We start from the raw sequence: 12,398 nt of genomic DNA, 5'->3' as shown, positions 1-12,398 counted from the left end.
TGCGTAGCTATATTTTTACCTTATCTTTTTAGTAATATTGCACAAATCATGGTTACTTCTTTCCAAGAAAAAACCACCTTATGCCGCCAGAACTGCCAGATACAGGATATAACTTCCCAGCAGAAGGAGCCCCTGCAGCCTGCCAGCCTTCTTCCTGGTAATGGATGGAATGCACAGTATAAACAGCATGAAAAAGATAACCGGCAGTTCTAATTTCAAAATACTCTCTTGAAACGGGATCGGGCAGATGACCGCCGACAGCCCCCCCACCATCACAAAATTCAGAATATCCGCTCCTATGATGTTTCCCATAGACAGGGATGCATGCTTCTTTCTAAGAGCCATAAGGGATGTGACCAGTTCCGGCAGAGAGGTTCCTAAGGCCACGAATATAAGAGAAATGATCATTTCCGGGACGCCAAAAGCCCTGGCAAGCTTCGGCCCTACTTCCACCAGCATGCTGGCGCCGATATAGATCACTACCGCTTCCAGCGCAAGCCGGATAATATCGCTGATTCCAAAGGCCTGTTCCTGGGCATGCATCTCCTTCTCCTCCTGCTGCCGGCTATAAGCATTGCGTACATTATAAGCAAGAAACAGAATACAGACGAGCAGAAGCATGCCACCCGTCGCCCTGGATAGTCCCTGCTCCATGACAGCGCCCGCTACATACACCGCAAATGACAAGCCCAGGAACACTGTCCCGGATACGACGTTTGCCACTGCCTTGCCATTCAGATAAATCGGCTGCAAAACCAGCATCATTCCTGCAATAAATCCGGTATTGCACAGAATGGAGCCCAGTGCATTGCCAATTGCCATTTCCGGAAGGTGCCGCACAGATGCCATGGTTGAAAACAACACTTCCGGAAGCGTCGTTCCCAGGCTTACAATCGTAGCCCCGATCAGCACCTCAGGAAGATGCAGCCGTCCGGCCACAGACACAGCGCTGTCTACAAACAGGCTGCTCCCCCATACCAGGAGCACCAGCCCAAACAAGAAAATCAGAATATAGTACCCCACCGTCATATTTTGCCCACTTTCCGTCTTATGAACAAGAATCTTCTCTGCAAATATATGATTTTCTTCCGCAAAATATATCCCGGGTTATGTCGGAACGACTTTTTTTGAATATAATAGGGAAAAAGGCATGTTATTATGTTTCTTCATATTTTCCTTCTCGTTTCTGCCCTTTGTCTGGACACTTTTGTTGCCAGCGCCGCATATGGCGCCAACCAGGTTCGGCTTTCCTGGAAGCAGATCCTTGCGGTCAATGGGATATGCAGCCTATGCCTGGGCATATCCCTGCTGTTCGGCAATCTCCTTGACCGGATCATCCCGGAGACATTCACCCGTGAGATCTGTTTTTTCAGCCTCCTCTTCCTTGGGTGCCTGAAACTGGCGGACTCCAGCATCCGGCAGTATCTCAGGCACCATAAGGAAGTCCGAAAAGATATACATTTTACGTTTTCACAGTTACGTTTCATCATTAATATTTACAGCGATCCTATGGAGGCAGATGCCGACCAGAGTCACTGCCTGTCCTGGAAGGAGGCCATCTTCTTTTCCCTTGCCATGTCCATTGACAGTCTCATAGCAGGCACGATGGCCGCATTCCTCAAGATCTCCGTTCCTCTGACGGTGGCTGCCACATTCTCCATGGGAGAGGCCTTCACCTATCTCGGCCTGTTCCTCGGGCGTAAGATCAGCAGTCGATGCCCAAAGGATCTGTCCTTTATAGGAGGCGCCCTCTTTATCATTCTGGCAATATTGAAACGATAGCATATTCCTATATGAAAATATCCCCTGCAAAGAGTCCTAAGGCACATTGCCTTCGCATTCTTTGCAGGGGATATCTATGATATCCTTTTATTCCTTCTCTACTTTTTTCAATTCAATTCGTTTATAGATAATAAGCGCCAGCGATACTACCACCAGCACTCCTGCCAGTATCTGGGATACCGGAAGCCCGATCTTCGGGATCAGCAACTGGTCTGTCCTGAGTCCCTCGATCCAGAATCGTCCCAAGCCATATCCAAGCAGATAGACCAGGAATACCTCGCCGTTAAACTTCTTATGCTTTCTGTATATCAGCATGATAATCAAAACCATCAGGCACCATAACGACTCATAGAGAAAAGTGGGGTGTACCTGGATATAGGATACACCTTTTACCGTCTCCATGTTCTTGCGCATCAGTTCAGTAATGTCTGAGCCTCTGACTGCATCTACCGGGAGCCGCATAGCCAGAAAACTGTTCGTATATTCGCCAAATGCTTCCCGGTTAAAAAAGTTGCCCCATCGTCCAATCATCTGCCCGGCTACAAGTCCGAGGCCTGCGGTATCCAGTATCAGCGTCGCCGACATCTTCTTGACCCTTGCAAATACAAATACCGTGATTACCGCTGCGATCACGCCTCCATAGATTGCAAGTCCCCCCTGACGGATATTCAGGATGCTCAGCAGATCATCCTTGTACATATCCCAGGAGAAAGCCACATAGTAAAGCCTTGCCCCGATGATGGAAAATATCACCGCATAGATTGCCAGATCAAAATAATCCTCCGGATTCTGCCCGCTTCTTTTTGCCTCTGCCGCGGCAATCAAAAGCCCCGTCAGTATTCCTAGTCCTATAATCATCCCATAAAACGCGATGTCAAAGCCAAATATAGTAATGTGATCGCCTACTGACTTAAGATGTATCCCTATATTCGGAAAATCAATAGTTCTGTGCATCTTCGGTCTTCCTTCCTATACATTGAAGCGGAACAGCATGATATCTCCGTCCTGTACGACGTAGTCTTTGCCTTCCAGCCTGATTAATCCCTTTTCCTTTGCTGCATTATGGCTTCCGCATTCAATCAGGTCATCATAGGCGACAACCTCTGCCCGAATAAAGCCCCGTTCAAAATCCGTATGAATCTTCCCTGCTGCCTGTGGCGCCTTCGTGCCCTTGGTAATGGTCCATGCCCGTACCTCCGGCTCTCCGGCAGTCAGATAACTGATCAGCCCCAGGAGCCGGTAGCTAGCCTTAATCAGTTTCTCGAGCCCGGATTCTTCCAATCCCAGATCTTCCAGAAACATCTTCTTCTCATCATCATCCAGTTCGGCAATCTCCTGCTCAATCTGAGCGCAGACTACGAACACCTCGCTCTGCTCTTTCCCGGCGTACTCTCTTACAGCCTGTACTCCGACGTTTCCGGCGCCATCGTCGGCCAGATCGTCCTCTGCTACATTCGCCGCATAGATCACCGGCTTATAGGTCAGCAGATTATATCCCGTTAGCCAGGCCAGTTCTTCCTCATCCTCAGCGCCCTCGAAAGTCTTTGCAAGTCTTCCTTCTTCCAGATGCGCCTTGATCTTTTCAAGTAAAGCCAGTTCCTTCGCAGCCGTCTTGTCATTTCTTGCCACCTTGGTAGTCTTTGCAATTCTACGCTCAAGTATTTCCAAATCTGAAAAAATTAATTCCAAGTTGATGGTCTCAATATCTCTCAGCGGGTTGATGCTTCCGTCTACGTGGACGATATTGCCGTCTTCGAAGCAGCGTACCACATGGACGATCGCGTCGACTTCACGAATATTGGCAAGGAACTGGTTGCCAAGGCCTTCTCCCTTGGATGCACCTTTTACAAGTCCGGCAATATCCACAAACTCGATTGCCGCGGGAATGATCTTCTTGGTGTGATACATCTCGCCCAGTACATTCAGTCTCTCATCCGGCACGGTTACAACGCCTACATTAGGGTCAATGGTACAGAACGGATAGTTGGCGGATTCCGCTCCTGCTTTCGTCAATGAATTAAATAATGTACTTTTTCCAACATTGGGTAACCCCACGATTCCTAATTTCATATTCTTATATATCCTCCTTAAAAACCTTTATTTTAAAAGGTTTGTGGCATATTGGGTATTTTCTTTACTCCAATTTTACTCCAATTCCATGTCAATTTATCAGACAACCCTTCTCTTTCCAGACTTATCTGTAAACCTTGCGAAATACGACCCATCCTTTCTTTGATAGATTCCCGCAGGTAATTTCTTACCTTTTAAGTCTTTACCCATATTACTAACCCCTTCTTATATTAAGAAAAGAGCCTAATATAACTTATAAATCATATCATAATCGGGCTCTTTTTTCAACCGCTTTCAACTCTTATATTTCTGTCTTCTTCTCTATAAACTGCTCAAACTGTTTTCGTTTCACGAGTTTCTTTCTTCCCACGTAAAGCACAAAATACAACTTTATGACCTCAAATACCGGCATTTCTCTCTGTCAGGCTATCAAAAGGGGATTCCCATCTGCTCTCCCTCCCGGCAAGAAGCGGGTCCTCCCGAAGAACGGTCATGTAATTCTGCATCGTTCCTCGGATTGTTCCTTTGTCCGTCCCTTCCAAAGTGTCTCGAATTGCTTTGACTGCCTTTCGGTCTACTAACTTCTCCATTTTCTGAAGCACATTTTTCTGCTAGCCTTTTGAGAATGGACGGCTTCACTTCTTTCTTAATCTCCTGTACTGCAACCCTTTTTGTCTCTGGCTGTAACAATTTCTGTTTCTAATCTTCCAACGCTTTCTGCATTGCATTTTAATTTTTGCAATCGCTCCATCCAACCTTTTGAGCCTTCAATCAACTCGATATCATCCTTTCCCAGAACGACCATTATGTCTTGTTCCTCATCTGCGTTTTCTCCTTTCCTGCAAATTGTTTTCCCGAAGGGATTGTAGCGAAGTTACGTTTTTCTTCTGTCTCCGTTACAGATAGTATCCCAACAAGATGTTGTCAATGTCCATCGAAGTATCTTGCCTTCACTTTCTTTTTGTGTTTCCAAAAATACCTCCAAAGAAATCGTTTTCTCTACAACCCTTATAATGAATCTATGCACTTTATAGTGTAAATTCATTACAAGGGAGGTCACACAATTATGACCAAGTACAAAGAAATCATCCGGCTTACAGGTCTGGGATTCTCACAACACAAAATCATGGCAAGCTGTGGTGTTGCTCAGAAAACTGTCGTAAAGGTTCAAAAGCGCGCCAGAGAATTAAATCTCACATGGCCACTTGATGAATCAATGACTGACACAGAGTTGCAAAAAATCATGTTTTCTAAAGAAAGCAGCGTGTCACCTAATAAGCGTATGCCTGATTATGCTTACATCCGTAAGGAACTGCTCCGTAACGGAGTCAGTAAAAAACTCCTATGGACGGAATACATGGAGGACTGCCGCGCTAACGGCGATGAGCCGCTCATGTATTCTCAATTCTGCTATCACATCCAACAGGATGAGCAGAAAAGACGTGCTACCATGCATATCAATCGTAAACTTGGTGAACAGGTTGAGGTTGGATATGCATGGTAAGCTTATTCCGCACGACATAATCCTGATATAGCTTACAGTATTGGGAATAGCCATATGGCGGTTTGCCGGCATCCCGGCAGTTGTCTACATACTCCTGCCATAACAGCTTTAACGTTACGCCGTTTTTTAATAATTCCTTATGGATATAAGGGAAATCGGGCGTAACTAATGTAGGAAGCATTGCTTCTTCAGGGAAGAGCGTATGATGGAGCTCTGTTTCCTCCATGGACTCCAGGGCATCTTTTGATAGCCCGTGGTCCGAAGCCGCTTTCACAACTCTGGCGACCGTATTTCTGGATACGCGCAGAGTACTGGCAATACGCCGCTGGCTATATCCATTCTGAAGCATCTGTAAAATTTGTTTCTCTTTGGACTGTTTTTTGCAAGCACTTTTTGGAGAAAAATGCAAAATATTTTTGGAGAATGTTGCATCTCCAAATTGGAGAAAGTTGCAAGGCCTCGGCTGGCAGCTATTCTGCCAGCTACATAGCCATTGCAGACCATATTTAGTTGTTATAGCGTGAGATATGGAAACGGAAGTTCCGAGTTTTCATCTTCATGTGCATGTTCCCTGAAATAGCGGAACTCCTCATCCAGCTCTTTATAATGGATAAAATCATTTAGATATCTCAGATCTTCTTCTGCGCATCGGTGATCTTCTATGAGATCAAGAAGATAATCATTCATCTCCTCATAGCGTTCCTGAAGGTTTTGATATTTTTTCTGTTCTTTGATAACTTTTTTATTTTTAGCCATTGTTACCTGCCTCCTGACTGCTGATTCTTGAAAGAGTTGCATTGATGCTTGATTCACGTAACCGATTATTGATCCCCGGGAACAGAATCAGTTCCACATGGTGGGTGAGCCTGCCAATCAGTGCTGTTGTCATCCGTTGGTCATAAAGAACGTTCACCCACTGTGAGAATTCAAGATTCGTGTTTAAAATCACCGATTTCTGCTCGTGTATCTCAGAAAGATAATCAAACAGAAGCTGTGAACCGGTGCGGTCATACGGAACATATCCGAATTCATCCAGAATCAGTATCCGGGCACTGTTAAGCTTCTTTTTCAGTGCAGTAAGCTTTCCGCTGCTCTGACTCTCGGAAAAGAGATTGATAAGTCCGGCAGTGCGGTAGAATCTTACCGGAATTTCCTGATTACATGCAGACATTCCAATCAGAATGGAAAGCATTGTTTTACCGGTTCCTGTTCCTCCATACATGATGACATTTTTTCCTGTATGATAAAACTCCAGGTCTAACAGGCTTTGGAAGCTGACGTCTTCCGGGAAATCTATCTCATCTGCCCTGAATTCCTCCACGCGGTATCTACGTGGGAAGCCGGCGGTATTGAGGAACTTGCTCTTCCTTTTTGCTGTACGGTATTCAATTTCGTTTGTCAGGAGGTTTAAAAGGTATTCCTGCGGTGTGTCTCCTTTCTGCTCGAAAGCCTGTCCTGCAAAGTTCGTGGACAGCTTGAGCTGTTTGCAGCATGCTGCAATGGATTTTTCTATATCAGCCATTTGAGACACCTCCCTTCTTAAGGGCGGCATCCAGCATTTTCAGATCATTTCTGAACGGAATGACCTTCTGCTGTGGCAGTAAAACTTTGTTTTCAAGCGGAGGCAGAAGCGGTACATCTGCATAGGTTCGCCTGTAAAGGCTCTGCAGACTGTCCGGATCTGTGGCATTCAGCCGGACTGCTTCGTCAACTGTTCTGACAGCACTAGCAAACCCGGTTCTTTCCGTAAGTTCTGCAAGCACCTTCAGGACACGTCCGCGTTCCTTGCTTTCGCAGTTATCCATGTATATCTGCATGGTTTGTGGCATCATGTCATATATGCCGCTGTTTCGAAGAGAACGGGGTTTCCTGGCGATATATGTAAGGTATGGCAGCCAGTCCATTCTTTCATGTTCATTGCCGTAAAGGCGCTTATGACGCACCACTTCGTGCATATCTTTGTCCATGACAATCACATCAGAGGATGTAATCTTGAGATTTACAATGGACTCACAGAAAGCCGGTGAAGCAGAATAACGGTGCTTTCCTGCGTCAAGAGTAAACTTTCCATATTTATCCGTTGTTGCCGTTGTGTAAAGTGCCGTATCAAACGGAACGGAAGGAAGCGGCAGTAAACGAGCCTTATCTTCTTCAAACAGTTTACTGATAAAGCGGTCATCATCGTCATCATAGTGCTCACGCTGCATATCGATTTCACAACGATCCAGAAGATGCTTGTTTTCTTTCACAAGATCATCAAAGCGGGGTACCGGTACAAGTTCGTTGCGGCGCAGGTAGCCAACCTTGTTTTCCACGTTTCCTTTTTCCCATCCGGATTCAGGATTCATAAAAACCGGCTTAATGCGGTAGTGTTCACAAAAGCGTTGAAACCGCTCTGTTACATTACGCCCGCCACCTTTGATGATTTCGGTAACAATGGTTCTGGTATTGTCAAACCAGATTTCCGTGGGAACACCACCGATGTGCTCAAATATGGCAACCAGTCCTTCCAGAAGACATTCCATGTTTTCGCCATAATTAAGCTGGAGGAAACCTCCGTTACTGTAGGGAAAACTGAGCACAAGGTACTTAGCCTCGTGATGAAGCCTGTCATTTTCATAAAAATCGGCTGTTCCAAAGTCTGACTGGGCTTCGCCGGGATGATGATTAAGAGGGATATAGCCATCGGTTCTTTTTAGCCGTAGTTCCTCTTTCTTCTGTTTGACGTATAAGGCAACAAGCCGATAACTGCAGCCGAAACCATCTGCTTCATCCTTGAGGCGTTTAAATACTCTTTTGGCTGTATGCCGTTGCTTTCTTGGTGCAAGCTTGTCTGCCTGCAGCCATTCATCAATCAAAGGTTTGAATGGGTCAAGCTTGGATTCGTGAACCTCTGATGATGCAGGTTTGGGAGATGGATTGTTAAAGTCCTCCATATCCACATATTTTTTGACCGTTTTCCAGTTAAGGCCGGTCTCAGATGCGATTTCAGAAATGTTCTTATCTTGCCGGTAGAACATATCTCTGATATGATGTATCTGATCCATTGTAGTTGACATTCTCCTTTCCTCCTTGTCTTTATTGTTTGGACTACAATAAAGATAAGGTTAATGGTTTTTGGATATACCTGCAATGGATCTTTTCATGGGAATGCTCATACTTGGTGGCTGCCACTCAAGCGCTACACCGTTCCTGAGCGCTTCTAGCGAATGCCTTGCAACTTTCTCCAATTTGGAGATGCAACATTCTCCAATTCCCGTTTGCAACTTTCGGTAATTCTATTTTACAATAAACATCTTTGGACATTCGATTGTCCTCCTCTCAAAGTATTACGGATTCATCCGTAAAAATATTGTATTGCTTCAAGAGGTGGCTCTCAACAGCGGAATGCCTTTTTGATACAGGCGGCTCTGACATTCGGAATGGATGGCTCTCTATAACGGATTAAGTGGCTCCGAGGTCACAGAATACTCAGCAGATACGGCAAAAGCAAACAATCTGAAGCCATACGATTATTTTGAGTATCTGCTTTCAGAGATACCAGAGCACATGGGAGTGATACCGACAGATCTTTTCTGGATAAACTTCTTCCGTGGTCTCAAGATCTTCCCAAACAGATCAGAAAAGATAACTAGTAAATCGACGGTCGCGAAAGCGGCCGTTTTGTTGTAAAGATACCCACTATGGTACGTTTACGATTTTCTTGATAAAAAGAGGAAAGATAGATACAAGGTTGATAACTGCAGAAGAAAAGCCCCGGCATCAAGCTGGGGACTTTGTCTACAGTCTGCGGCTGATAGCCTTATGGCTATCAGCCGAATTTTTTTACTTCATTGTCTTCTTGATGGGGAACCATAGCATAACTATACCCCCCTAATTAGTTGATTATTTTAACTTAATCTCACATTCTAATACACTTCTACTTCACTGATCCAGTAATTCCCTCAACAAAATTCTTCTGAAGAGTAAAGAATACAATTGCGGTAGGAATCGTAGTAATTAATACTGCAAGCATCAGCATACCATAATCTGTCTTATACCCTGATGTAAGATTTGAAATCAACATAGGCATTGTCTGAGTCGAACTATCTGACATGATAACTTTTGCCCATAAAAAGTTATTCCATGAATTCATAAATGTTACAACGCCAGCTGCTGCGAATACAGATTTCATACTAGGTATGTACATTCTAAAAAATATGCCAAATTCTGAAAGTCCATCTATTCTCGATGCCTCAATAATTGATGGTGGAAATGCCTTTGCATTAGTCCTAAACATCATGATTAACAGAGGTGTTGCAAGTGATGGTAACATAAATCCTAGTACAGTATTTAACAAACCAAGTTTAGAATACATTTTAAACAAAGGAACCATTAGAGCGACAAAAGGAATCATCATTGTTATAAGTACCAATGCATATATCTTTTCTTTCTTTTTATCTTTGTATATTTCAAATCCGTAGCCCGCCAAAGAACTTATAATCAAAGCAAACACAGTGACTGCAACTGTGTATCTACATGAATTCCAAAAATTTCCCCATATCGGTTGCTGTGAAACCAATGTCTTATAATTTTCCAATAAATATGTTCCTACCGTGAGTTTACCTCCAATAACATCTACACTTCTATTGGTTGAAGCTATTACCATCCAAAAAATAGGGAAAATAGAAATAATTGAAACTACTATTAACATAAAATACATTCCAAATTTCTTTACTTTTCTACTCATTGTCTTCACCTACTTTCAATTGGATAAATGCAAGTACTGCTACCATCAGTAAAATGATAAATGACATTGCAGAAGTATATCCAAAATTAGGAACACCTTTAAATGCTGTATTATATATGTAATGTGACATTGTAATAGAAGCATTTCCCGGACCACCATTTGTTAAGTTCATAGACTCATCGAACAACTGCAGTGTACCATTCGTTGACATAATTGCAGTCATCAATATTGTTGGTTTTAACAATGGCAAGGTGATTTTTAAGAATGTCTGAACAGGAGATGCCCCATCAACTTTAGCCGCTTCATAAACTGAGGAATCGATATTTTGGAGTGCTGCTAAATAGAAAATCATATTATAGCCAGTCCATCTCCAAACAAGCGCAATAATAATTACTATCTTAGCACTAGTGGGATTGGCTAAAAAATTAAAAGCTTCGTCTAAAATTCCCATTTTTATCAACATTGTATTGATAAATCCATCGTTTGCAAACAAAGATCGAAAAACAATTGCATATGCAACTAACGATGTTGCACATGGGAGGAAGATGCATGTCCTAAAAAATCCCTTAAATCTTAAATGCGGATTATTAAGCGCACTTGCAAAAACTAATGCTAAAACAAGCATTACTGGAACCTGTATAATCAAATAAAACAGACAGTTTTTTATAGACTGTACAAACACATCGTCCTGAAAAGCTCTTATATAATTACTTAATCCAGAAAAAGTAAGCTGTGTCCCAGTTCCTGTTTGCAGCGATGTAATAAAAGCACTAATCATTGGATATAAACTAAAACAGGTAATTAAAATCATCGCCGGCATCAGGAATCCCCATCCAGTAAGATTTAATCTTTGTTTTTTGCGATATTTTTTACTACTCATATTTGCACCAAATCTTTCTTAAATTTAGAAAAGGGGAACTTATGAACAATTTTCAATTGTTCCCCTATATAATCCATGTTACTGTCTCATATTAAATTCTACATCATCCTGTGCTGTTTTTAATTCAGAATCAATATCTGCTCCTCCAAGAATATTCCCAACTACTGTAGCTAAAGCAGTATTAGCTTCTGTATAGTATACACCCAAATCTACAGTTGGCACCTTTGAAGCAAATTCCGCAATCAACTTGTAAACCGCTTGGCCTCCATAGTATTCCTGTGGCTCAGCATATACTTCACTTTCACTTGCTGGTAGCCATGTTGAAATTGCACCTGCGCCTGGAAGAATAGTATCATATAATTCTGTGCTTCCAGCAAAAGTACTTCCAAGAAAATCTGTTGCAAGTTCTACGTTCTGACAGTTTGATGTAATTGCCCAAGTGGATCCACCCTGATTTGTGTAGTTTGTAGCACCTTCTACACCTGGTAATGACGGGATATTAGTAATAGCCCATTTTCCTGAAAGATCCTCCGCACTCTGAAGCTGTACCATAATCCAACAACCATTAATTACACCTGCTGTTTTTCCGCTTGTAAATGTAGCCACATATTCATCCCAGCTATTTCTAACATCCATTACATGTTTGTCAGCCATTTCCTTATAAATTTCCAAACACTGTTTTAAATCTGCATTATTTGCAATATTTGGTGTTCCATCTTCATTCCATGTACTCTTACCTGCTGATTGCATCATCTGATAAATAAGATCTGATCCACCTGTCTGAACAGAAAGAAGAGAATATCCTGTTTTTTCATAAACATCTTCACCAATTTCAATAAATCTATCCCAATCAATATCGGTCAAATCTTCAATTGTATATCCTGCCTCTTCAAGAATATCTGTTCTATAAATTGCAACATCTGCTCCATTATCAAATGGTACACCGTAATTTTTTCCATCAACAACAGAAGCTGTTAATTTACCTTCTGCAAATTGCGAAAAGTCAATCCCACAATCCGTTATATCCTGGAACAATCCATCATAAATGGTTACATATTTCTGATATGCATAATCCTGCATTAAACAAATATCTGGGAGCTGCGAAAAATCTCCAGAACCAATAATTGTTCCCAACTTAGTTTGTAAATCATCCCATGTAATCTCTGTTGTTTCGAGCTTGAAATCTGGATTTTTCTGCTGATAAATTTTTGCTGCTTCTTCCATAGCATAAAGATTGAACTGCGAATCCCATGCCCATACAGTAAGCGTATTTTCATCTTTTGCAGAACCCTTCTCGCTCTTAGAGCCTCCACATGCAACTAAACTGAGCATCATAACAATCACTATACAAACTGCCATAATTCTTTTACCCATCTTTTTCATAAAAGAAACCCTCCTTTATTGTATAATACTTCTCGGAATCTTCACCTCTT

At 42.6% G+C, this 12,398-nt stretch carries 16 protein-coding genes and 1 pseudogene; 3 read left to right on the top strand and 14 right to left on the bottom strand.

Going from position 1 to position 12,398, the window contains the following annotated elements; translation table 11 throughout:
* Positions 1-78 precede the first annotated feature (78 nt).
* Entirely contained in the window at positions 79-1,029 is a 951-nt protein-coding gene (locus HDCHBGLK_RS10205; protein WP_004605207.1) for a calcium/sodium antiporter, read from the bottom strand.
* 129 nt (positions 1,030-1,158) lie between these two features.
* Between HDCHBGLK_RS10205 and HDCHBGLK_RS10200 the strand changes: the two genes are divergently transcribed.
* Complete coding sequence (locus tag HDCHBGLK_RS10200) at positions 1,159-1,782, top strand: manganese efflux pump (RefSeq protein ID WP_004605206.1); 624 nt, start codon at positions 1,159-1,161, stop codon at positions 1,780-1,782.
* An 87-nt stretch (positions 1,783-1,869) separates the two neighbouring features.
* Here the strand turns inward: HDCHBGLK_RS10200 and lgt are convergent, their stop codons facing one another.
* The 6 genes from lgt to HDCHBGLK_RS18985 form a co-directional block, all read right to left on the bottom strand.
* Positions 1,870-2,736 carry a prolipoprotein diacylglyceryl transferase gene (gene lgt, locus HDCHBGLK_RS10195; RefSeq protein WP_004605205.1) on the bottom strand — a complete coding sequence of 289 codons (867 nt, stop codon included), beginning with the start codon at positions 2,734-2,736 and terminating at the stop codon, positions 1,870-1,872.
* 15 nt (positions 2,737-2,751) lie between these two features.
* Positions 2,752-3,852 carry a redox-regulated ATPase YchF gene (gene ychF, locus HDCHBGLK_RS10190; RefSeq protein WP_004605204.1) on the bottom strand — a complete coding sequence of 367 codons (1,101 nt, stop codon included), beginning with the start codon at positions 3,850-3,852 and terminating at the stop codon, positions 2,752-2,754.
* 99 nt (positions 3,853-3,951) lie between these two features.
* Positions 3,952-4,062 carry an integrase DNA-binding domain-containing protein gene (locus tag HDCHBGLK_RS10185; protein ID WP_130574590.1) on the bottom strand — a complete coding sequence of 37 codons (111 nt, stop codon included), beginning with the start codon at positions 4,060-4,062 and terminating at the stop codon, positions 3,952-3,954.
* A gap of 91 nt (positions 4,063-4,153) precedes the next feature.
* Positions 4,154-4,264: an excisionase gene (locus tag HDCHBGLK_RS20200; RefSeq protein WP_082210517.1), complete on the bottom strand. Its 111-nt coding sequence runs from the start codon at positions 4,262-4,264 to the stop codon at positions 4,154-4,156.
* Positions 4,251-4,454: a hypothetical protein gene (locus tag HDCHBGLK_RS10175; RefSeq protein ID WP_039909285.1), complete on the bottom strand. Its 204-nt coding sequence runs from the start codon at positions 4,452-4,454 to the stop codon at positions 4,251-4,253. The genes HDCHBGLK_RS20200 and HDCHBGLK_RS10175 overlap by 14 nt, the downstream gene beginning before the upstream one ends.
* 44 nt (positions 4,455-4,498) lie before the next feature.
* Positions 4,499-4,657, bottom strand: coding sequence for a hypothetical protein (locus HDCHBGLK_RS18985; RefSeq protein WP_004605202.1), 159 nt, complete (start codon positions 4,655-4,657; stop codon positions 4,499-4,501).
* Positions 4,658-4,918: 261 nt separating this feature from the next.
* Between HDCHBGLK_RS18985 and HDCHBGLK_RS10170 the strand changes: the two genes are divergently transcribed.
* The gene (locus HDCHBGLK_RS10170) at positions 4,919-5,356 is read left to right on the top strand and encodes a hypothetical protein (protein WP_004605201.1); all 438 of its coding nucleotides are present in this window, start codon (positions 4,919-4,921) and stop codon (positions 5,354-5,356) included.
* Here the strand turns inward: HDCHBGLK_RS10170 and HDCHBGLK_RS20195 are convergent.
* The 4 genes from HDCHBGLK_RS20195 to istA form a co-directional block, all read right to left on the bottom strand.
* On the bottom strand, positions 5,310-5,705 hold the full coding sequence (locus HDCHBGLK_RS20195) for a helix-turn-helix domain-containing protein (RefSeq protein ID WP_004605199.1): 396 nt from the start codon (positions 5,703-5,705) through the stop codon (positions 5,310-5,312). The two genes, HDCHBGLK_RS10170 and HDCHBGLK_RS20195, sit on opposite strands and share 47 nt — an antisense overlap.
* A 164-nt stretch (positions 5,706-5,869) precedes the next feature.
* Positions 5,870-6,112, bottom strand: coding sequence for a hypothetical protein (locus tag HDCHBGLK_RS10160; RefSeq protein ID WP_004604852.1), 243 nt, complete (start codon positions 6,110-6,112; stop codon positions 5,870-5,872).
* The gene (locus HDCHBGLK_RS10155; protein ID WP_004605482.1) at positions 6,105-6,878 is read right to left on the bottom strand and encodes an ATP-binding protein; all 774 of its coding nucleotides are present in this window, start codon (positions 6,876-6,878) and stop codon (positions 6,105-6,107) included. The genes HDCHBGLK_RS10160 and HDCHBGLK_RS10155 overlap by 8 nt, the downstream gene beginning before the upstream one ends.
* Positions 6,871-8,403 carry an IS21 family transposase gene (istA, locus tag HDCHBGLK_RS10150; RefSeq protein ID WP_004605483.1) on the bottom strand — a complete coding sequence of 511 codons (1,533 nt, stop codon included), beginning with the start codon at positions 8,401-8,403 and terminating at the stop codon, positions 6,871-6,873. The genes HDCHBGLK_RS10155 and istA overlap by 8 nt, the downstream gene beginning before the upstream one ends.
* A gap of 427 nt (positions 8,404-8,830) precedes the next feature.
* On the opposite strand from istA, the pseudogene HDCHBGLK_RS10145 reads away from it, so the two are divergent.
* Positions 8,831-8,991, top strand: a pseudogene (locus HDCHBGLK_RS10145) (transposase domain-containing protein); the annotation flags it as partial.
* Positions 8,992-9,275: 284 nt separating this feature from the next.
* On the opposite strand, the gene HDCHBGLK_RS10140 reads toward HDCHBGLK_RS10145, so the two are convergent.
* The 3 genes from HDCHBGLK_RS10140 to HDCHBGLK_RS10130 all read right to left on the bottom strand — a co-directional run bounded on the left by HDCHBGLK_RS10140 (position 9,276) and on the right by HDCHBGLK_RS10130 (position 12,348).
* A complete protein-coding gene (locus HDCHBGLK_RS10140) occupies positions 9,276-10,085 on the bottom strand; it encodes a carbohydrate ABC transporter permease (RefSeq protein WP_004604906.1) in 810 nt (269 codons plus the stop codon).
* Positions 10,078-10,965 (bottom strand): carbohydrate ABC transporter permease, encoded by an 888-nt coding sequence (locus HDCHBGLK_RS10135; protein WP_004604907.1) that lies wholly within the window; start codon positions 10,963-10,965, stop codon positions 10,078-10,080. Before HDCHBGLK_RS10135 ends, HDCHBGLK_RS10140 begins: the two co-directional genes overlap by 8 nt.
* 78 nt (positions 10,966-11,043) lie before the next feature.
* On the bottom strand, positions 11,044-12,348 hold the full coding sequence (locus HDCHBGLK_RS10130) for an ABC transporter substrate-binding protein (protein WP_004604908.1): 1,305 nt from the start codon (positions 12,346-12,348) through the stop codon (positions 11,044-11,046).
* Between the last annotated feature and the right edge of the window lie 50 nt (positions 12,349-12,398).

Source organism: [Clostridium] scindens ATCC 35704 (assembly GCF_004295125.1).
GTDB lineage: Bacteria > Bacillota > Clostridia > Lachnospirales > Lachnospiraceae > Clostridium_AP > Clostridium_AP scindens.
The sequence above is the reverse complement of the archived record's forward strand: the minus strand, read 5'-3'. Positions and strand labels throughout refer to the sequence as shown.

Excerpts from the sequence above, each read along its gene's own strand:
- HDCHBGLK_RS10205 (WP_004605207.1), bottom strand. The coding sequence starts at position 1,029 with ATGACGGTGGGGTACTATATTCTGATTTTCTTGTTTGGGCTGGTGCTC.
- HDCHBGLK_RS10200 (WP_004605206.1), top strand. The coding sequence starts at position 1,159 with ATGTTTCTTCATATTTTCCTTCTCGTTTCTGCCCTTTGTCTGGACACT.
- lgt (WP_004605205.1), bottom strand. The coding sequence starts at position 2,736 with ATGCACAGAACTATTGATTTTCCGAATATAGGGATACATCTTAAGTCA.
- ychF (WP_004605204.1), bottom strand. The coding sequence starts at position 3,852 with ATGAAATTAGGAATCGTGGGGTTACCCAATGTTGGAAAAAGTACATTA.
- HDCHBGLK_RS10185 (WP_130574590.1), bottom strand. The coding sequence starts at position 4,062 with ATGGGTAAAGACTTAAAAGGTAAGAAATTACCTGCGGGAATCTATCAA.
- HDCHBGLK_RS20200 (WP_082210517.1), bottom strand. The coding sequence starts at position 4,264 with ATGCCGGTATTTGAGGTCATAAAGTTGTATTTTGTGCTTTACGTGGGA.
- HDCHBGLK_RS18985 (WP_004605202.1), bottom strand. The coding sequence starts at position 4,657 with ATGGTCGTTCTGGGAAAGGATGATATCGAGTTGATTGAAGGCTCAAAA.
- HDCHBGLK_RS10170 (WP_004605201.1), top strand. The coding sequence starts at position 4,919 with ATGACCAAGTACAAAGAAATCATCCGGCTTACAGGTCTGGGATTCTCA.
- HDCHBGLK_RS20195 (WP_004605199.1), bottom strand. The coding sequence starts at position 5,705 with ATGCTTCAGAATGGATATAGCCAGCGGCGTATTGCCAGTACTCTGCGC.
- HDCHBGLK_RS10160 (WP_004604852.1), bottom strand. The coding sequence starts at position 6,112 with ATGGCTAAAAATAAAAAAGTTATCAAAGAACAGAAAAAATATCAAAAC.
- HDCHBGLK_RS10155 (WP_004605482.1), bottom strand. The coding sequence starts at position 6,878 with ATGGCTGATATAGAAAAATCCATTGCAGCATGCTGCAAACAGCTCAAG.
- istA (WP_004605483.1), bottom strand. The coding sequence starts at position 8,403 with ATGGATCAGATACATCATATCAGAGATATGTTCTACCGGCAAGATAAG.
- HDCHBGLK_RS10140 (WP_004604906.1), bottom strand. The coding sequence starts at position 10,085 with ATGAGTAGAAAAGTAAAGAAATTTGGAATGTATTTTATGTTAATAGTA.
- HDCHBGLK_RS10135 (WP_004604907.1), bottom strand. The coding sequence starts at position 10,965 with ATGAGTAGTAAAAAATATCGCAAAAAACAAAGATTAAATCTTACTGGA.
- HDCHBGLK_RS10130 (WP_004604908.1), bottom strand. The coding sequence starts at position 12,348 with ATGAAAAAGATGGGTAAAAGAATTATGGCAGTTTGTATAGTGATTGTT.